At 64.1% G+C, this 20,321-nt stretch carries 12 protein-coding genes and 3 pseudogenes; 4 read left to right on the top strand and 11 right to left on the bottom strand.

The window, feature by feature from the left end; all coding sequences use genetic code 11:
* Positions 1-77: 77 nt before the first annotated feature.
* Together ACVWYI_RS13650 and ACVWYI_RS13645 are read right to left on the bottom strand one after the other, a co-directional pair.
* Positions 78-1,073 carry a TRAP transporter substrate-binding protein gene (locus tag ACVWYI_RS13650; protein ID WP_247342740.1) on the bottom strand — a complete coding sequence of 332 codons (996 nt, stop codon included), beginning with the start codon at positions 1,071-1,073 and terminating at the stop codon, positions 78-80.
* 72 nt (positions 1,074-1,145) lie between these two features.
* Positions 1,146-2,870, bottom strand: coding sequence for an IlvD/Edd family dehydratase (locus ACVWYI_RS13645; RefSeq protein ID WP_456662311.1), 1,725 nt, complete (start codon positions 2,868-2,870; stop codon positions 1,146-1,148).
* Positions 2,871-3,043: 173 nt separating this feature from the next.
* Here ACVWYI_RS13645 and ACVWYI_RS13640 point away from each other — a divergent pair, with 173 nt between their 5' ends.
* Both ACVWYI_RS13640 and ACVWYI_RS13635 read left to right on the top strand, forming a co-directional pair.
* Complete coding sequence (locus ACVWYI_RS13640; protein WP_456662310.1) at positions 3,044-3,724, top strand: GntR family transcriptional regulator; 681 nt, start codon at positions 3,044-3,046, stop codon at positions 3,722-3,724.
* A gap of 294 nt (positions 3,725-4,018) precedes the next feature.
* Positions 4,019-5,290: an MFS transporter gene (locus tag ACVWYI_RS13635; protein ID WP_456662309.1), complete on the top strand. Its 1,272-nt coding sequence runs from the start codon at positions 4,019-4,021 to the stop codon at positions 5,288-5,290.
* Between the two features lie 38 nt (positions 5,291-5,328).
* On the opposite strand, the pseudogene ACVWYI_RS13630 reads toward ACVWYI_RS13635, so the two are convergent.
* Positions 5,329-6,154 (bottom strand): annotated as a pseudogene (locus ACVWYI_RS13630) (NAD-dependent epimerase/dehydratase family protein).
* Between the two features lie 90 nt (positions 6,155-6,244).
* Between ACVWYI_RS13630 and ACVWYI_RS13625 the strand changes: the two are divergent.
* Complete coding sequence (locus ACVWYI_RS13625; RefSeq protein WP_354107751.1) at positions 6,245-7,225, top strand: SMP-30/gluconolactonase/LRE family protein; 981 nt, start codon at positions 6,245-6,247, stop codon at positions 7,223-7,225.
* A 171-nt stretch (positions 7,226-7,396) separates the two neighbouring features.
* On the opposite strand, the gene ACVWYI_RS13620 is transcribed toward ACVWYI_RS13625, so the two are convergent.
* Together ACVWYI_RS13620 and ACVWYI_RS13615 are read right to left on the bottom strand one after the other, a co-directional pair.
* On the bottom strand, positions 7,397-8,827 hold the full coding sequence (locus ACVWYI_RS13620) for an aldehyde dehydrogenase family protein (RefSeq protein ID WP_354053128.1): 1,431 nt from the start codon (positions 8,825-8,827) through the stop codon (positions 7,397-7,399).
* Positions 8,828-9,139: 312 nt separating this feature from the next.
* Positions 9,140-11,504, bottom strand: a pseudogene (locus ACVWYI_RS13615) (transketolase).
* A 136-nt stretch (positions 11,505-11,640) separates the two neighbouring features.
* Between ACVWYI_RS13615 and ACVWYI_RS13610 the strand changes: the two are divergent.
* Entirely contained in the window at positions 11,641-12,102 is a 462-nt protein-coding gene (locus ACVWYI_RS13610) for an Lrp/AsnC family transcriptional regulator (protein ID WP_247441329.1), read from the top strand.
* A 4-nt stretch (positions 12,103-12,106) separates the two neighbouring features.
* On the opposite strand, the gene ACVWYI_RS13605 is transcribed toward ACVWYI_RS13610, so the two are convergent.
* The 6 genes and pseudogenes from ACVWYI_RS13605 to ACVWYI_RS13580 all read right to left on the bottom strand — a co-directional run bounded on the left by ACVWYI_RS13605 (position 12,107) and on the right by ACVWYI_RS13580 (position 20,315).
* Complete coding sequence (locus ACVWYI_RS13605) at positions 12,107-13,186, bottom strand: zinc-binding dehydrogenase (RefSeq protein WP_456662308.1); 1,080 nt, start codon at positions 13,184-13,186, stop codon at positions 12,107-12,109.
* A gap of 59 nt (positions 13,187-13,245) precedes the next feature.
* Complete coding sequence (locus tag ACVWYI_RS13600; protein ID WP_247441508.1) at positions 13,246-14,187, bottom strand: DMT family transporter; 942 nt, start codon at positions 14,185-14,187, stop codon at positions 13,246-13,248.
* Positions 14,188-14,373: 186 nt separating this feature from the next.
* Positions 14,374-15,213, bottom strand: coding sequence for an aldo/keto reductase (locus tag ACVWYI_RS13595; RefSeq protein WP_456662307.1), 840 nt, complete (start codon positions 15,211-15,213; stop codon positions 14,374-14,376).
* An 8-nt stretch (positions 15,214-15,221) separates the two neighbouring features.
* Positions 15,222-16,119, bottom strand: a pseudogene (locus tag ACVWYI_RS13590) (SMP-30/gluconolactonase/LRE family protein).
* A 271-nt stretch (positions 16,120-16,390) separates the two neighbouring features.
* Complete coding sequence (locus ACVWYI_RS13585) at positions 16,391-19,096, bottom strand: nitrate reductase (protein ID WP_456662306.1); 2,706 nt, start codon at positions 19,094-19,096, stop codon at positions 16,391-16,393.
* A gap of 1 nt (position 19,097) precedes the next feature.
* Positions 19,098-20,315: an NAD(P)/FAD-dependent oxidoreductase gene (locus ACVWYI_RS13580; protein ID WP_456662305.1), complete on the bottom strand. Its 1,218-nt coding sequence runs from the start codon at positions 20,313-20,315 to the stop codon at positions 19,098-19,100.
* Between the last annotated feature and the right edge of the window lie 6 nt (positions 20,316-20,321).

The following is a 20,321-nucleotide window of genomic DNA, read 5'->3' as shown; positions in this document are numbered from 1 at the left end:
AAATCTCGCCTGAAAACGTGACCTCAGCCTGAGGCCCGCCGTAGGCGGGCGTCTCGAAGGATGGCCACAGGGGCGGCTTAATTGACCGACCGGATCAAATCCTTGATCTTCACGGCATGCGGACCGAGCTCCTTGGCCAGCTTGTCAAGATAGGGGTCGGCGATCGCCGCAAAGCTCTTCTTGTCGACGTTGTCGACGATCTTCACGCCCATTTTCTTCAGCTTCTCGGCCGCGCTGCGCTCGAGATCGAAGGCCTTTGCCGGCTCCTTCGTGCTGATCTCGTTGCCCGCCGCTTGCACCCAGCCTTTCTGCTCGGCCGAGAGGCTCTGCCAGAGCTTGTCGGAGATGAACACCAGCGCGTTGTTGGCCTCGTGCTCGGTGATATTGAGCACCGGCGCGACCTCGTAGTGCTTGTTGACGAGGTAGACATTGATGCTGTTCTCGGCGACGTCCATGACGCCGGTCTGCAATGAGGTGTAGACGCTGCCGAACGGCATGTGCACGGTCTGGGCGCCGTAGGCGGGGAACATGGTGTCCTCGGTCGCAGTCGCCTGCACACGGATCTTCAGCCCCTTGATGTCGCCGACGTTGTGGATTTCCTTCTTCGAGTACATGTGACGCACGCCCTGCGATCCCGTCGCGATGACGTGCAGGCCCTGCGTGGTCTCGTCGATCAGGGTCTTGAGGGCTTCGAACACTTTCGGATCGGCCAGTCCCTTAACCACGTGGTTCTCGTCGCGGAACAAATAGTGCAACGACATCACGCCGGCCTGCGGCGAGATGGTCGCGGTGTTGGCTGAGGAGACGATCGAGAATTCGACGTCACCGGCCTTCACGAGCTGGAGCACTTGTGGCTCCTGCCCAAGCTGCGCGCCCGGATATTGATCGATGATCATGGTGCCTTTGCTCAATTCCTTGAGCTTGTCGGCAAAGAGGTCGCCCGCAATGGAATAGCCGGTGTTGCGCGGCTGGTCATAGGCGAAGCGATAATGCTTCACCTCCTGCGCCGATGCGCCCGTGACGAAGAGAACAGCGGCCGTTGCCGCCAGCCCAAGCATGGATCGTGCAATCATCGTTTCCCCCTGTTTTTATCGCCCGCCGCTTTAGCGGTCTGAGCGTTCGTGCGGGTGATTGGTCACCCTCTCTTAGTCTTTCTGCTCAGTCTTCTTCCCAGTCCTCTGCATGAAATCGAAGTCGCAGCCCTCGTCGGCCTGCATGATGGTCTCGTTAAACAGCCAGGCGTAGCCACGCCGCGCTTCATCCGGCGCAGCGGCCGGCTTCAAGGCGGCATGACGCCGTTCCAGCTCGGCCGCATCGACCAGCAGCTCGATGCTGCGCTTGGCGACGTCAAGCTGGATCATGTCGCCGTTCTTCACCAGGGCCAGCGGTCCGCCGACAGCGGATTCCGGTGTGATGTGGAGAACGATGGTGCCGAACGCGGTGCCGCTCATGCGCGCGTCGGAAATGCGCACCATGTCCTTGGTGCCGCCGCGCGCGAGCTTCTTCGGGATCGGCAGATAGCCCGCCTCGGGCATGCCGGGCGCGCCTTTCGGCCCGGCATTGCGCAGCACCAGCACGTCGTCGGAGTTCACGTCGAGATCGGGATCGTCAACCCGCAAGGTCATGTCCTCGACGGATTCGAACACCACCGCGCGCCCGGTGTGCTGCAACAGTTTCGGGCTTGCAGCCGACTGCTTGATGACCGCACCGCGCGGCGCGAGATTGCCATGCAGGACTGCAAGGCCGCCTTCCCTCTTGATCGGATTGTCGCGCGGACGGATCGCGTCCTGGCCGGGCACGTCTTCCGCATTCGCGACGACATCGCGCAGGCTCTCGCCGGTGATCGTCTTCGCGTCGAGATCGACGAGATCTCCAAGCTGCGCCAGCAGTTTCGGCACACCACCGGCGTGGTGGAAATGCTCCATATAGTGCTCGCCGGACGGCTTGAGATCGACCAGCACCGGTACCTCGCGGCCGATCTGGTCGAACACCCCGAGATCGAGCCGGTGCGGTGAGCGATGCGCCATCGCGGTAAGATGGATCAGGCCGTTGGTCGAGCCGCCGATCGCCTGGAGCACGACCTGCGCGTTCTTGAACGACGCCGGCGTCAGAAACTCGCTCGGCTTCGGCCCCTTGGTCTTGGCCATTTCCGCGGCAACCCTGCCGCTCGCCTCGGCCAGGCGAAACCGCTCGGCATGCGGCGCCGGGATCGTCGCGCTCATCGGCAGCGACAGGCCCATGGCCTCGATCATGCAGGCCATGGTCGAAGCCGTGCCCATCACCATGCAGGTGCCGACCGACGGCGCGAGACGGCCATTCACCGCCTCGATCTCGACATCGTCGATCTCGCCGGCGCGATACTTGCCCCACAGCCGGCGGCAATCGGTGCAGGCCCCTAACACCTCACCCTTGTGGTGGCCCACCACCATCGGGCCGACGGGGATGACCACGGTCGGCAGGTCGGCGCTGATCGCCGCCATCACCTGCGCAGGCAAGGTCTTGTCGCAGCCGCCGATCACGATCACCGAATCCATCGGCTGGGCCCGGATCATCTCCTCGGTATCCATCGCCATCAGGTTGCGCAGATACATCGAGGTCGGATGCGCAAAGCTCTCAGCGATCGAGATCGTGGGGAACACGAACGGCATCGCGCCCGACAGCATCACCCCCCGCTTGGCCGCCTCGATGATCTGGGGGACGTTTCCGTGACAGGGATTGTAGTCGCTATAGGTGTTGGTGATGCCGACAATCGGGCGCTCGAGCGCGTCGTCGGAATAGCCCATGGCCTTGATGAACGCCTTGCGCAGGAACAGCGAGAAGCCGGCATCGCCATAGCTCGTCAGCCCTTTGCGCAACCCACTCGTCATCATGCCACTCCGATCACCGGGTCATTGTCGTACAGCCTGCCCCTTGATTGTCAATAAGGCAGAGATCAAACCCGCTATTTTCTGGATCAACATGCTGGTGGACCGCCAAATTATTGACAATCCTGATCTACCCTGCTCCACAGAGAGAACCGGCCAAGCGCCGGGAGGCCGAGGGCATGTCCGACATCCGCACCGCAGACGCCACGACGATCCGGCGCGACGATCCGGACGATGTCGTCGCGCGGCTCGAGGAGGACATCATCTTCGGCCGCCTCGCGCCGGGCGCACGCCTCACCGAGGACGCGCTGATGTCGGCTTACGGCACCTCGCGCCACTTTGTGCGTCAGGCCCTGGTGGACGCGGAGCGCCGCGGCATCGTCCGCCGCGAGAAGAATGTCGGCGCCACTGTGCGGTTCTATTCGGCCGAAGAGGTCCGACAGATCTACGAGGTCCGGGAGATGCTGACGCGGCAGGCCGCGCTGATGATCCCCCTGCCCGCGCCGCAAGACCTGATCGACGAGCTCTCCGCCTTGCAACGGCAGTATTGCGCCAAGGCGGAGGTGCGGGATCTGCGCGGCATTCACGAGGCCAACGACGCCTTCCACGTCGCGCTGTTCGCGGCCTGCGGCAATCCCTATCTGGTGCGCTCGCTCCAGGACTACATGAACCTGACCCTGCCGATGCGCGCGAAAAACCTCGCCGACCGCGACGGGTTGGCGCAATCGCGGCGCCAGCACGAACTGATGATCGAGCTGTTGAAGGGCCGCGACAGCTGGGCGCTGGCCCAACTCTGCGTGGACCACATGCAATTCAGCAAGTCGGATTATCTGGCGCGGATCGGGGGCGAGGCGAGTTAGTGCGGCCGTTCCTTCGCCTCTCCCCCTCGCGGCAGGGCTATCGCATCTGGCAGCTGAGAGCTTGCCGGACGTGCTCGGCCTGCATAGTTCGAGACACCCGCTTTGGCGGCCCTCACCATGAGGGTTTGATAGCTCACCGCGAAGCGCGACCTCATAACAAGCCGGCGCACCGCGCCGAGACAGCCATTAAAACTATTGTCAACCCATCGAAATAACGCAGATCCAGAATAGATAGGAACCGCCGTCCGGCGGCTCATCGCGTGTCCTCACCTGTCTCCTCCCGAATGAAATGGCATGACCGAACAAACCCTGACCGAGCCGATCGCCGAGCGGCAAGCGCCATCCCGCGGCTTTTCGCGCTACCAGGCAATCCTGGTTGCGCTGCTAGCGCTGGTCCAGTTCACGATCATCATCGATTTCATGATCATGTCGCCGCTCGGCGCCATCATGATGCCGGCGCTCGATATTTCGGCCGCACAGTTCGGGGTGGCGGTCTCGGCCTATGCATTCAGCGCGGGAATTTCCGGCATCATGGCGGCTGGCTTTGCCGATCGGTTCGATCGCAAGCGGCTGCTGCTGTTTTTCTATGCCGGCTTTACCCTTGGCACGGCGCTTTGCGCGATCGCGCCCAACTATCATCTGTTGCTGCTGGGGCGGATCGTGACCGGCCTGTTCGGCGGCGTGATCGGCTCGGTCGTGCTCGCCATCGTGACCGATCTGTTTGCGCTGCAATTGCGCGGCCGCGTCATGGGTTTCGTGCAAACCGCCTTCGCTGCAAGCCAGGTGCTGGGCATCCCGGCCGGTCTTTTCCTCGCCAACCAGTGGAACTGGCACGTCGCGTTCGGCGCACTGGTCGGCCTTTCGGTGATAGGGATGGCCGCCGTGCTGTTCCTGACGAAGCCGGTGAACGGCCATCTCGCGCTGAAGCAGGATAGAAACCCGTTCCGGCATTTGGTCGCAACGGTCTCGCAGCCACGATATTGGATGGCGTTTTCAGTGACGACCCTGCTGGCGACCGGCGGCTACATGCTGATGCCGTTCGGCAGCGCCTACACCGTGCACAATCTTGGCATCGATATCGTGCATCTGCCGACGATCTATCTCGTCTCCGGCCTGTTCAGCATCGTCATCGGCCCATTGGTCGGACGCGCGAGCGATGCTTTCGGCAAATATCCGACCTTTGCCTTCGGCAGCGCCATGTCGATCGTCATGGTGTTGATCTACACGCATCTCGGCGAGGTGAGTCTGACGGTCGCGATCCTGGTCAACGTCCTGATGTTCGTCGGCATCTTCTCACGCATGATTCCGTCGCAGGCGCTGATTTCCGCGATCCCCGAGCCGGCGCAACGCGGCTCCTTCAGCGCGGTCGGCGCGTCCCTGCAACAACTCTCCGGCGGGCTCGGCTCCGTGCTAGCCGCCGCGCTGATCGCGCAGGACGCCGACGGTACGCTCCGGCATTTCGACCGGCTGGGATACGTCGTCGTGACGACGGCGGTGATTTCCCTGATCCTGATGTATTTTGTGCAGAGGCCCATCGCGGCCCAGGCCGGCAAACGCGTTGTCTAGGGCGTCGATTCCGACGCCCTAGATCTGCGAATGCGCTCCTACCGTTTGGTCCAGTCGATGATCCGGCTTGTGTCGCCGTCGAACTCGTTGCTGCAGAACGCGCCGCCCTGATAGTGATCGCCGATCGGATCGGGCTTCATCTTGGCCTGCTCGGCCATCGCATGCGCCACGTGGTTCTCGGAGCGCCCCGTGGGGCGGTAGCCGAACTCGTAGGCGCGGTGGTTGTCCCACCAGGCGCGCTCGTTCAGGGACACGCCGTAGAAAACCTCGAAATGAATGTCGGGATGCTCGAGCCCGATTTGGCAGAGCTGCACCAGATCCTCCGGCTTAAGCCAGATCGAGATCCGGCGAAGGTCCAGCGGCACGTCGCCGAAATTGCCAATGCGAAGGCAGGTCACCTTCAGGCCATGCTTGTCGGCGTAGAGGGCGCCGACCGCTTCGCCGAATACCTTGCTGACGCCATAGCGGCCGTCGGGGCGCGGGGTAACGTCGGTGCCGATCTTGTGGTGGCGCGGATAGAATCCGACGGCATGGTTCGAGGAGGCGAACACCACCGCGCTTGACGCCCTTGCGATACGCCGCCTCGAACAGATTGTAGCCGCCGATGATGTTGGCCTGGAGGATGTCATTCCAGGGACCTTCGACCGAATAGCCGCCGAAATGGATGATGCCGTCGACGCCCTCGCAGATCGCCTCGACCTGCGCCATGTCGGAGAGGTCCGCCGCCTTGAATTGCTCGTTCGGGCCGAGGTCGGCGGGCGGGCGGATGTCGCTGAGCAGCAGGTCCGGATAGATCGGCGGCAACAATTTTCGCAGGCGCGTTCCAATCCCGCCCGAAGCTCCCGTCATCAAGATGCGCGGCATGTCTTTCCTCGTATGTGCGACCGATTTGCGGCCGTAGATATCTGATGCTAGCAGACTTGGACAGAGGGAACGCAACAACGAGAATTGCACATGAACGATGCATCGTCCCATAACCAGGATCGGCCTCAAGGCTGGCGGCCGGCGACGTATTACCCCGATCCGGCGATCAGCGCACTCGATCCCCGCTTCGAAAAATACTGGCTGAAGCTCTCGGCGGTGGAACGGCTGACCACCGGCCTGCGCTGGGCCGAGGGACCGGTCTGGGTCGGCGATGGACGCTATCTGTTGTGCAGCGACATCCCCAACCAGCGCATCGTCAAATGGGAGGAGGAGACCGGCGCGGTCTCGGTGTTCCGCAAGCCCTCCAATTTCGCCAATGGCAACACCAGGGACCGCCAGGGCCGGCTCGTCACCTGCGAGCACGGCGGGCGACGCGTCACCCGCACGGAATATGACGGCACCATCACTGTGCTGATGGACTCGTTTGGCGGCAAGAAACTCAACTCGCCGAACGACGTCGTCGTGAAGTCCGACGGCGCGGTCTGGTTCACCGATCCCACTTTCGGCCTGCTCGGCAATTACGAGGGCTACAAGGCCGAGCCCGAGATCGAGCCGAACGTCTACAGGTTCGATCCCACGACCGGCAAGGCGACTATCGTTGCCGAAGGCGTGCTGGGGCCGAATGGCCTGTGTTTCTCGCCGGACGAGAAGATTCTTTATGTCGTGGAATCACGCGGCGTGCCGAACCGCAAGATTCTCGCCTATGACGTCTCGCCAGACGGCACGACGATCTCCAACAAGCGCGTCCACATCGATGCGGGTCCGGGCACGCCGGACGGCATGCGCTGTGACATCGACGGCAATCTTTGGTGCGGCTGGGGCATGGGCGATCCCGAGCTCGACGGCGTCGTGGTGTTCGCGCCCGACGGCGTCATGATCGGCCGCATCGCACTGCCCGAACGCTGCGCCAATCTCTGCTTCGGCGGCGTCAAGCGCAACCGCCTGTTCATGGCCGCGAGCCAATCGATCTACGCGTTGTACGTGAATACGCAGGGCGCGGTGGGGGGATAGTTTTTCCTCCGTCACGCCTTTCGTCATTGCGAGCGAAGCGAAGCAATCCAGAATCTTTCCGCGGAGGCAGCCTGGATTGCTTCGTCGCTTCGCTCCTCGCAATGACGAAAGATAGAACAAAAACGCCGGAGCGGTTTTCCACTCCGGCGTCATGTTGGTTCAAACGATAGCTTACGCCGCGTTGAAGCCGGCGACGGCCTTCACTTCGAGGAAGTCCTCGAGGCCGTACTTGCCCCATTCGCGGCCGTTGCCGGACTGCTTGTAGCCGCCGAACGGCGCGGTGCGGTCGTTAGGCACGCCTTGGAGGTTGACGTTGCCGGCGCGGATCTGGCGGCCGACCCGCTTGGCGTCCTCGACGGAAGCGCCCGTGACGTAGCCGGCCAGGCCATAGGGCGTGTCGTTGGCGATATGCACGGCCTCGGCTTCGTCCTTGGCGCCGATGATGGTCAGCACCGGTCCGAAGATTTCTTCGCGCGCGATCGTCATGTCAGGGGTGACGTCGGCGAAGATGGTCGGGCGGACATAGAAGCCCTTATTGACGCCCTCGGGCAGGCCCGGGCCGCCGGACACGAGCGTTGCGCCCTCGTCGATGCCCTTCTTGATCAGCCCCTGGATCTTGTCCCACTGGCCGCGGTTGACGACCGGACCGATGGTGGTGCCCTCGGCGCGCGGATCGCCCGCCTTGGTCTTGTCGGCGACAGCCTTCGCGATCGCGGCCACTTCCTTCATCTTCGACAGCGGCACGATCATGCGCGAGGGCGCGTTGCAGGACTGGCCGGAGTTGTTGAACATGTGCATCACGCCGCCGGTCACCGCCTTCGTGAGGTCGGCGCCTTCGAGGATGACGTTCGGCGACTTGCCGCCGAGCTCCTGGCTGACGCGCTTCACGGTCGGCGCCGCACGCTTGGCCACATCGATGCCGGCACGGGTCGAGCCGGTGAACGAGATCATGTCGATATCGGGGTGCTCGCTCATGGCGGCGCCGACCTCGGGGCCGAGACCGTTGACGAGGTTGAACACGCCCTTCGGCACGCCGGCTTCATGGAGGATTTCCGCGAAGATCAGCGCCGAGGTCGGGGTGAACTCCGACGGCTTCAGGATCATGGTGCAGCCGGCGGCGAGCGCGGGCGCGACCTTGCAGGCGATCTGGTTGAGCGGCCAGTTCCAGGGCGTGATCATGCCGACCACGCCGACCGGCTCGCGCAGCACCATGGCGGTGCCGACCGGTTCCTCGAAATGATAATTCTTGAGCACGTCGAGCGTGGTCATGAGATGGCCGAGGCCGGCGCCGGCCTGGAGCTTTTCGGCCATCGGCAGCGGCGCGCCCATCTCGTCGGAGACGGCAGCGCCGATCTCCTTGAGGCGCCCCTTGTAGATCTCGATGACCTTGGTGAGCAGCGCGACGCGCTCGTCACGGCTGGTCTGGGAGAATGTCACGAACGCGCGCTTGGCGGCGGCGACGGCCTTGTCGACGTCGGCCTTGGAGCCCAGCGCAATGTCGTACATCGCCTCTTCCGTCGCCGGATTGACGACCGGGGTGGACTTCTTGACGGCGGGATCGACCCAGGCGCCGTCGATGTAGAACTGCATGCGATTGACCATCGTGAACCTCTTCTTGGGTATGGAGGGGGCGTTTCGGCAGGCATCCTTGCACGAAAGCGCCGGCAATTGAACCCGCCATATGCGGGGCCAGCGTTGCGGCGGACGGAGGCTATATGAGCCGATGGCGGAGGGGTGGCAAGGTGGCTGGGACGTGAGAACTTGGGTCCCGGCTCAGCGTCGCGTCATTTCATGCCGCGCCGCGTCCGGGACGCGAAACTGCAGCTCGTCGAAGCGGCTCTCGTGGCCCGGACGCAGCGCAGCGCCCTTCAGCGGTGCGCTGCTGAGCCGGGGCCCATGCGCCGGTCATTCCCACTACACCGCCATCTTCCGATGCAGCACCGGCGCGCCGGTGGTGAGGCTTTCGGCCGCATCGATGATGGCGTTGGCGTCGATGCCGTGGTGACGGTAGAGGTCGGCGATCGTGCCGGTCTGACCGAACTGCTCGACGCCGAGCGCCTCGACCCGATGGCCGCGGACGCTGCCGAGCCAGCCGAGCGTCGCCGGGTGACCATCGATCACGGTCACGATGCCGCAGTCGCGCGGCAGCGGCGCGAGCAGTTTTTCGATGTGGCTGAGATGCTGCACGCCTCTCCGATCACGGCGCAATTTCCGTGCGGCGGTCCAACCCGCATGCAGACGATCTGCGGAAGTGATCGCGAGCAGGCCGATGTCGCGCCGGCTTTCGCCGATGAAGCCGGTCGCCTCGATCGCTTCGGGCGCGACCGCGCCGGTATAGGCGATCACGAGTTCGGCATTCGGGCCAGGCTTGCGCAGCCAATAAGCCCCGTCGGTGATGCCCTGCTCCAGTTCGGGCGTCATGATCCGTTGCGCCTGCTCGATACTGCGCGTCGAGAGCCGCAGATAGATCGAGCCGCCCTCGCCCGGATCGCGCTGCATGTGGTTGAATCCCCACCCCATGATCACGGCGAGTTCGTCGACGAAGGCCGGCTCGAACGAGGCAAGGCCATCCTGCGCCATGCCGATCAACGGCGTTGCGATCGACTGGTGCGCGCCGCCTTCGGGCGCGAGCGTGATGCCTGATGGGGTCGCCGCCACCATGAAGCGCGCATCCTGGTAACAGGCATAGTTCAGCGCATCGAGACCGCGCTCGATGAAGGGATCGTAGAGCGTGCCGACCGGCAAGAGCCGCTCGCCGTTGATCTGGTGCGACAGGCCGAGCGCCGAGAGCATGATGAACAGGTTCATCTCGGCAATGCCGAGTTCGAGATGCTGGCCTTTCGGCGAAAAGTCCCAATTGAACGTGGAAGGAATTTTCTCGCTGCGGAATAAGTCGGCCTTCTCGCCGCGCGCAAACAGGCCGCGCCTGTTCACCCACGGACCGAGATTGGTCGAGACGGTGACATCAGGCGATGTCGTGACGATGCGCTTGGCAAGCTCGCTGTCGCCGCGCGCGATCTCGTTCAGCACCAGCCCAAAACCCTGCTGGGTCGACATCTGCGGCGACAGCTTGAAGGCGAGCTGCGCGGGCACCTCGATCGCAGGCGCGGTAAGCCGGCCGGCCGTCCTGGTTGAACGGCACGCGCGCGAGGAAGGCATCGAGCTCGGCGGCGTCTTGCGCGAGACCCTCGTATCTGTCCCATTCGTGTCCGGGTCGGATGTTCTGGCTGTCGCGATATTTCTCCATCTGCGCGACCGTCATCAGGCCGGCGTGGTTGTCCTTGTGGCCCTGGAACGGAAGGCCGACGCCTTTGATGGTGTAGGCGATGAAGCAGACCGGGCGGTCGTGATCGATGGATTCGAACGCCTCCAGCATGCTCGCCATATCGTGGCCACCGAGGTTCGACATCAGCGCCAGCAGCTCGTCGTCGCTGCGCTTGTCGATCAGTTTTGTGATAGGTCCCTGATCGCCGATCTCGTCATGCAGGTGCTTGCGGAAGGCGGCGCCGCCCTGGAAGCACAACGCCGCGTAGAGCGCGTTCGGGCAATTGTCGATCCAGCGCTTCAACGCCTCGCCGCCGGGCTCGGCAAAGGCCTCGCGCATCAGGCGGCCGTATTTCACGATCACCACGTCCCAGCCGAAATTGCGGAACATGGTCTCGAATTTTTCCCAAAGGCCTTCGCGGACGACGGCGTCCAGCGACTGCCTGTTGTAGTCGACCACCCACCAGGTGTTGCGCAGGCCGTGCTTCCAGCCCTCCGCGAGCGCCTCGAAAATGTTGCCCTCGTCCATCTCGGCATCTCCGACCAGCGCGATCATCCGCCCTTCACGGCGATCCTTCATCCAACCATGCGCCTTGACATAGTCCTGCACCAGCGAGGCGAACAGCGTCTGCGCGACGCCGAGGCCGACCGAGCCGGTCGAGAAATCGACGTCGTCGACATCCTTGGTGCGCGAAGGATAGGACTGCGCGCCCTTGAAGCCGCGGAAGTTTTCCAGCTTCTCGCGGCTCTGCCGGCCGAACAGATACTGGATGGCGTGGAACACCGGGCTCGCATGCGGTTTCACCGCGACGCGGTCCTCAGGGCGCAACACATGGAAATACAGCGCCGACATGATGGTCGCGAGCGAGGCCGACGAGGCCTGATGTCCCCCGACCTTCAGGCCATCCGAGCTGGTGCGGACGTGGTTGGCGTGATGGATGGTCCAGGACGACAGCCACAGCGCCTTGCGGGCCAGCGCGGTCAATGTGTCGAGACGGGCGGTATCAACGGGCATTGGCAACGCTCCCGGAAAACAGGTGCCACGATGATACGCCTGCGGGCTGGGCCAAATTTCTCAATTTTTCGCGCGATACCTGCTAATATTGGAACGCCATACCAAAAACTATCTGGAAACCACAGGTTCTATCCCAATGCCCGCGCTAGACGCCATCGATCGAAAAATCCTCGCCCTGCTCCAGAATGACAGCCGGCTGACCATGCAGGAACTCGCCGAAAAGGTCGGACTCTCGGTCTCGCCCTGCCATCGCCGGGTCAAGCTGCTGGAGGAGCGCGGCGTCATCTCGCGCTACATCGCGACGGTCGACCAGAAGGCACTGGGGCTGCATGTCAGCGTCTTCATCTCGATCAAGCTGGCGCGGCAGAAGGAGGAGGATCTCAACCGCTTCGCACGCGCAATCTCGAAATGGGACGAGGTGCTGGAGTGCTATCTGATGACCGGCAACCGCGACTATCTGCTGCGCGTGGTCGCGGCCGACCTCGCATCCTATGAGACTTTCCTGAAAACCAAGCTCACCCGGCTCGACGGCATCGCCTCGATCGAGTCCAGCTTTGCGCTCAGCCAGGTGAAATATTCGATCGCGCTGCCGGTGTAAGGCATCACCGCGACGGCTGCACGATGATCTTGGTGTGGACTTCAGGATTGGCGAGGTCGGCGAAGGCTTTCGCAACACCGTCGATGCCGATCTCGGCCGTCACCATCGCAGCCGCATCCACCTGCCCTTCCGCGATCAGGCGCAACGACGCTGCGAATTCGTCCGGCGTGTAGCCGAGCACGTATTGAACGTTGAGCTCCTTCATGATGCCGAGCATCGGCTCGCTCCTGTCGGTCTCCATGCAGACGCCGACAACGACAATCCTCGCATCGCGCGGCGCGCCCTCGAACACCTGCTGCAACAGACCGGGCACGCCGACGCATTCGAAGATAATCGCGGGCTTCAGCGCGGGCAGCATGGCCTGCAACGGCGGCCGCGCCGCCTTCTCCGCGTCCGACATCTGCGCGTGCTCGGCCCAGGTCGCATAGGGCTGCGACTTCAGGGGATCGACGACGATGTCGGCGCCGAGCTTGGCCGCGAGCGCGCGTCGCGCCGGCGAATAGTCGGCGGCGACGATCGGATGCAGGCCCCTGATCCTGAGCGCGGCGATCACCGCAAGCCCGACCGGCCCGCAGCCGATCACGAGCGGCACCTCGCCGCCTCGGATATTGGCTTTGGCCACGGCGTGAACGCCGACCGCGAGCGGTTCGGTGAGTGCAGCATGCTCCGGTGCGAGACCGTTGGGCACTTCGAGCAGCAGCGCTTCGCTCAGCAGCATCGCCTCGGCATAGCCGCCAACATTCTCGTTGGAATAACCGATGCCCTCGATGCCCTGCGGCGTCACCAGGGCCGGCAGTGAGCACACGCGCGTACCCGACTTGAGCTTGCGCGTGGTGCCGGGCCCGTAATCGACGACTTCGCAGCAGAACTCATGGCCGAACACGACGTCGCGGGTGAGGTCCATTGGCTTGCGCCCGGTCTTCCGCGCCATCTCCACCATGCGGTGGGCGTGTTGGCGTGCGTGAAGGTCTGAGCCGCAGATGCCGCAGGCGAGCGTCTTGACCAGCACCTGGCCGTTGCCCGGCTTCGGCTCAGCCATCCGGTCGACGACGATCTCACCGTTCCTGAAAATCGCAGCGCGCATCCGGCTCCTCCCTTGTTGTTGGAGCCGCTGATAGCACAAAGCGGACGCGCGAACTTGCGTCAGGGGTTCGGGGAACGCTCTTCCATTATCAGGAGCTGGGCGCGGCGGATGCGCTCGCGGTGGGCGATGTAGAGGCCGCTGGCGACGATGAAGGCCGCGCCGGTGACGGTCCAGATATCAGGCACTTCTCCGAACAGAAAGAAGCCCAAAATGCTGACCCACAGCAATTGCGTATACGAGAACGGCGCCAGCACCGAGGCATCGCCGTAGCGATAGGCCAGCACGATAATCCACTGGCCGACGGTGGAGGCAACACCGATCACGATGCCAAGTCCGATCGCAGTCCAGCTCGGCGTGACCCAGACGAACGGCACCATCAGAGAGAGGATCGCAACGCCCGTCAGCGCCGAATAAGCCATCGTGGTGAGGACGGCTTCGCGACCGCTTATCATGCGCGTCAGGATCAGCGCGGCGGCCCAACAGAACGCCGAGACGATCGGGAAGAACGCGGCGGCGTGAAACGCGCTGGAGCCCGGACGCAGGATGATCATCACGCCGGTCAGGCCGATCGCGGTGGCGATCCAGCGGCGCATGCCCACCTTCTCGCTGAGGAAGATGATCGAGAGCGCGGTGACGAACAGCGGCGAGACGAAACCGGTGGCGGAGGCTTCCGCGATCGGCAGGAAGCTCAGGCCAGTGATGAAGAACAGCGAAGAGCCGAGCAGTGCCGCGCCGCGCATCAGTTGCAGGCCGAGGCGCTCGGTGCGCATCGCATGGAACGGCGAGCCCGGCAGCATCACCGGCGTGAACATCAGCGCGAACGTCACGAAGCGGATCCAGGTGATCTCGATCGACGGCAGGCTCGACGACAGATATTTCGCGGTGACATCGGAGCAACCGAGAAAGATCGTCGACAGCAGCACCAGCGCGATACCCTTGAAGGGATGATCGACGCGCGCAGGCGCGCGGCGCGCCTGCTGCTTCTTTTCCGGCATGGGCATGGGAATACTGTCGAGCCTTGCGGCTACGGCGGGCGGCGGTGTCACGGCAGGAACCTAGGAAATGCGAATCGGGAATGATCCTTAAAAACGATAATTGCGCCGCCTTCACAACTTCCGAAAACAGGATGCCGATATGCGCTCACGCCCGCGCGCGTCAATACTCCATTAATAATAGGCTTTTGTGCACTACAGCATGGGCAGGCTGCGCGGCTTTGCACCGCGTGGAAACGCCGCATCGAGCGCCGCAATCTCGTCTTTCGTCAGCACGAGATCACCGGCCGCTGCATTTTCGCCGGCATGTTCCGCAGAGGACGCCTTCGGGATCACGAACACCGTAGTCTCACGGGTGAGGAAGCTCAGCGCGACCTGGCGCGGCGTCGCGCGACGCGCCTCCGCTATGCCCGCCAACACGGCGCCGCCCTTGCTGTTGCTCGTAGGGAAATCGTCGTGGCCGAACGGCGAATAGGCGACCACAGCGACGCCATGCTGTTCGCACCACGGGATCACCGCGTGCTCGATCGCGCGTTCCTTCAGATGATAGAGCACCTGATTGCAGGCGATCTTGCCTTCGCCGGCAATTTCGAGGATCTCGTCGAGATCGTCGGCGTCGAAATTGGAGACGCCCCAGGATTTGATCTTGCCGGTCTTCACCAGTTCCTCAAATGCGGCGACGGTGTCCTCCAGCGGATACGAGCCACGCCAGTGCAGGAGATAGCAATCAAGCCGATCAGTCTTCAGGCGCTTCAGCGAGCGCTCACAGGCGGTGATGGTTCCGCCGCGCGAAGCGTTGCTTGGCAGCACCTTTGAGACCAGGAACACGTCGTCGCGCCGGCCCGTGATCGCATCGGCAATGACGAGTTCGGCATCGCCATACATCTCGGCGGTGTCGATGTGAGTCATGCCAAGATCGAGCCCGCGCTGAAGCGCCGTGATCGCGCGCTTGCGATCGCCATGATCGAGATACCAGGTGCCCTGCCCGATCACGGAGACGGCGGCGCCGGTTTCGCCGAAAGGTCTTGTGTTCATGTGAAAGCTCACAGTCCGCTGATATCAGCGACCAGCACGCTGCCGGTCCCGGACTCCGTGATATAGAGCCGATCGTTCTTTGCGCCACCGATTGCGACGTTGGTGCAATTCGGCCCCGCGCACGATTTGATCCGCGCGATCAATTCGCCGTTCGGCGCGAACACGAAGACATGGCCAAGCGAAGCGTGCCCGACGAACAGGCGGCCCTTGGCATCCATGGTCATGCCGTCGGGGCCGCTGGTGCCGAACAGCGAGCAGAAGCGGCCGACCTTGGACACGCTGCCGTCCTTCATGAACGGCAACCGCCACACCGAATTGTCGCGCGTCATCGCGACGAACAGCACCGTTTCGGTCGGATCGAGCACCAGGCCATTCGGGCTGATGCCGGTATCGATCAGGCAATCGAGCCGGCCGCTTTGTGTCAGGCGATAGACGCGGCCGCTGGGGTCATGCAGGCCGGTCTGGCCCTGGTCGGTGAAATAGATGTCGCCGTTGGAGGCGAGATGCAGATCGTTGCAGCCGCGAAACGATTCCGAATTGCGTGCAGTCAGGACAGGCTTGATGCGGCCGGCCTTGGCCTCGAACTCCATGATGCCGTGCCTGTAGTCGGCGACCATGATGCGGCCGTCGGCCCGCGATCTTCAATCCGTTCGGCCAGCCCTCATATTCGATCGCGACCGACCATTCGCCATCGGGCTCGATGCGGAAGATGCGGCCGAAGGGAATGTCGACGATGTAGAGATTGCCATCCTTGTCGAACGACGGTCCTTCGATGAAGGAGTCCGTCGGCACACCCGGCCGGTTGGCATCGGCCCAATCCGTCCGCTCGCTTTTGCGGCGGAACCTGTCGGGCATTGCGGAGAACAGCTTGGTTTCAATCAGGCGCGGCGGCGTTTCCAGGTACATCATTGTTATTTTTGTCGTTGTTGATGGGAGATCGCGGCAACATAAGGCACAATCGAGGGCGCGTCGATTGGGCGGAGGGCATGGCGGCGTACCTAGCCATACCGCTCTCGTGTCCCGGACGCGCTGCAACGCCCCCTGCGTTGCTGCGCAGAGCCGGGACCCAGAAAGGCCCACACAAACCTCCGCGCGATGGCCCCCGGCTCTGCAGCGCATCACTTCGTGCTGCGGCAGCGTCCGGGGCACGAGACCGTCTCTTGGTCTGGAGAGACCCCTACCCCGCCGCGCCCGCGAGCTTCACTGGCTTCGCCGGCGCGACCTCGGTCGTCGCGATCAGGCGCTTCAGCTCGGGGATGCAGGAGCCGCAATTGGTGCCGGCCTTGAGCTTTGCGCCGATCTCGGCGGCCGTGCGCGCGCCGGCAGCGATGCTGTCGCAGATGGTGCCGCGGCCGACGCCGAAGCAGGCGCAGACGACAGGGCCGGTCGAGGCGGCGCCTTCGCTGGACTTGCCTGAGAGCAGCATGCGGCGCTGCTCGTCGGTGACGTGGTCGGACACGAACAGGCTCTTCACCACCTCCCAGTCGCCCGCATCATGCGCGGGGCCGACGAACAGGCAGGTTTCGATGCGGTCGCCCGCAAACGACGCCGCGCGATAAACGCCGCCGCCGAAGTCGCGATAGTCGGCGACGTCCTCGCCGGCAACGCCACCGAGCCAGGCCGGCCAGCGCGACAGATCCGCATTGTCGGCGAAGAGATAGCCGAAGCCGCCGACGACCGTGACGCGGGTCCACATCAGGTTCGACGGTAGGTCGAGCTGCTTGCGCGACAACGCAAAGCCGCGGAAGACGTATTCATAGGGCGCGATGGCCGCCGGCGTTGCCTTCGATTCCGGCTGCCCCGAGAACGGATCGGTGAACGGTGCGACCAGCGCACCGACGCGACCGTGGGAGGCGTTCATCGCGCTCCAGTGGATCGGCACGAACAGCGTGCCGCGCTGCTGCCGATCGCTGACGACGACCTTCAGGATGCACTGGCCGTAGTCCGTGGTGATGCGGGCATAGCCGTCGTGGACGATGCCGTATTTGCTGGCATCGTCAGGATGGATCTCGACGAACGGCTCCGGCAGATGCGCGCCGAGCCGCTGGCTGAGACCCGTACGCGTCATGGTGTGCCACTGATCGCGAATGCGCCCGGTGTTGAGGCGCAGCGGCCGCGACGGCCCGGTCTCGCCACGCAGCGCCGGCACCTCCGGCGCGACGAAGCGGCCCTTGCCGTCATTGGTGAAGAAGCCGCCCTGCGCGAAGAACCGTTCGACGGGCGCCTCGCCTTCGCGCGCGGGCCACTGCACCGGCTTCAAGGCGTCAAAGGCCTCGTCCGACAGCGACGTCAGCGCGCCGATGTCGAAATCGCGGCTGCCGTCGTTCTCGAACGTCGAGAGCGCGGCGTGCTCGCGGAAGATATCGGCCGCCGATTTGTAGTTGAAGCTGTCGCCGAAGCCGAGTCGCCTTGCGGTCTCGCTCAGGATCCACCAGTCCGGTCTTGCCTCGCCTGGCGCAGGCAGGAAGGAGCGCTGGCGCGAGATGCGGCGTTCGGAATTGGTCACGGTGCCCGACTTCTCACCCCAGGCGAGCGCCGGCAGCAGCACGTGCGGGCCGGCATCGACCGTGTCGTTCGAGAGCACGTTCTCGGACACCACGAACAGCTCGAGTTTCGTCAGCGCCTCGCGCACGAAGTCCGCATCGGGCAGCGACACTGCCGGGTTGGTGCCCATCACCCACAGCGCCTTGACCTCGCCGCGGTTGATGGCTTCGAACAGCTGCACTGCCTTCAACCCCTCATGGGTGGCGATGCGCGGCGCCTTCCAGAACCGCCGCACGCGGTCGATGTCCGGCGGCGTGAAGTTCATATGCGCGGCGAGCTGGTTGGCGAGGCCGCCGACCTCGCGGCCACCCATCGCGTTGGGCTGGCCGGTGAACGAGAACGGCGAAGTGCCGGGCTTGCCGATGCGTCCCGTGGCGAGATGGCAATTCAGGATCGCGTTGACCTTGTCGGTGCCCTGCGCCGACTGGTTGACACCCTGCGAATAGAGCGTGACGACCCGCTCGGTGTCGCGGAACATCTTGAAGAAGGCAGCCACGTCTTGCTCGGTGAGACCGGTGGCAAGCGCGGTCGCCGTGACACTGCCGGCGATGCTGCGCGCGCGCGCCAGTGCGTCGTCAAAGCCCGACGTGTATTGCGCGATGTAGTCCTGATCGAGCGCACCGTTGTCGGCGAGGTGAACGAACAGGCCGGAAAACAGTGCCGTGTCGGTGCCTGGCTTGAGGCCGAGGAACAGGTCGACGTCGGTCGCGGTATCGGTGCGGCGCGGATCGATCACGATCATGCGGGCGCCGCGCTCCTGCCGATTCTTTAGCATGCGCTGGAACAGCACCGGATGGCACCAGGCGGCATTCGAACCGACGAACACCAGCAGATCGGCCTGGTCGAGATCCTCGTAGCAGCCGGGCACGGTGTCGGCACCGAAGGCACGGCGGTGACCGGCGACCGAGGACGACATGCAGAGCCGCGAATTGGTGTCGACATTGGCGGTGCCGACAAAGCCCTTCATCAGCTTGTTGGCGACGTAATAGTCTTCGGTCAGAAGCTGGCCGGAGAGATAGAACGCGACCGCGTCGGCGCCGTCGCGGGCGACGATGTGCTGCATGCGGTGGGCGACGTGGTCGAGCGCATCGCTCCAGGCGACGCGTTCGAGCACGCCCTTGCAGCGGATCATCGGATAGAGCAGCCGGCTTTCGAGCCCGACAGTCTCGCCGAGCGCCGAGCCCTTCGAGCACAGCCGGCCGAAATTGGCGGGATGATCGGGATCGCCCGCAATCGCCGCGCCGCCGTTGCCCTCCGGCGTCGCCAGCACGCCGCAGCCGACGCCGCAATACGGACAGGTCGTCTTGGTGGCGCGGAGCGTGGGATCGATCGCGGTCATATCAGGCTGCTTTCGAGGATCGCGCGAGCGCGCGGCCGAACACCATGTCGGTGCGGATCGCCGCCACCTTTTCGCTGTTGCGGATCAGTTCGAGATACCAGAGCGCATCGACGGTATCGCCGATCAGCACGGCGCCGGTGAGCCGGCCGTCGGCGATGACGAGCTTCTTGTAGGTGCCGCGCCTGCGATCGGTGAGCACGAGACTCTCGCTGCCCTCCCCGCCCATGAAGTCGCCGGCGGAGAACACGCTGACGCCTGACACTTTCAGATTGGTCGAGACTACGCTGCCCTGATAGGCCGCAGGCCGGCCGGCAAGATGCCGCGCCAGCACGCGCGCCTGCTCGTAGGCAGGCTCGACGAGGCCGTAACAGGTGCCGCGATGCTCGGCGCATTCGCCGAGCGCGTAGATATCGGGTGACTCCGTCTGCATCTCGTCGTTGACGACGATGCCGCGGTTGACGGCGATGCCGGCGTCCTTGGCGAGCGCAGTATTGGGCCTGATGCCGGCGGCGAAGATCACGGCATCTGCCTCGATGCGGCTGCCATCGGCAAGCTCGACCCCTTCGACCTGGCCCTCGCCATGGATGCGGACCGTGGAGGCATTGAGCAGGATGCGAATGCCCTTGCGCTCGACCAGCGTCTTGAGCAGGTCCGCAGCGGGCGCATCGAGCTGGCGCTCCATCAGCCGGTCCATCAGATGCAGCAGCGTCACAGGCGCTCCGGCCTTGACGAGGCCGTAGGCTGCTTCGAGTCCTAGCAGACCGCCGCCGACCACAACGACGCGCTTCCTGGCGGCAGCGAGCGTCAGCAGCAGGTCGACATCGCGGGTGTCGCGGAAGGTGTGCACGCCGGCGAGATCGGCGCCCGGCACGTTGAGCCGCAGCGGCGTCGAGCCGATGGCGAGCACGAGCTTGGAATATTCCATGCTCTCTTCGCCTTCGATCTTGAGCTCGCGTCGGCCGGTGTCGATCTCGGTGACGCGATAGCCGTAGCGCACCGTGACGCCGCGATGGCGCCACCAGTCGGCAGGTCTCAGCTCGATCTCGTGCGAACCGGTCTCGCCGGCCAGCACGGAGGAGAGCAGCACGCGGTTGTAAGCGAGCCGTGGTTCATCGCCGATAACGGCAACCGCGTAGCGGCCGAGTGCGGTCTTGGCGAGCTCGTCGACAAGGCGCGCGGCCGCCATACCGTTACCGACGATGACGAGTGGCTCACTCACAAGGCG

The organism is Bradyrhizobium sp. LB13.1 (genome assembly GCF_054056815.1).
The sequence above is the reverse complement of the archived record's forward strand: the minus strand, read 5'-3'. Positions and strand labels throughout refer to the sequence as shown.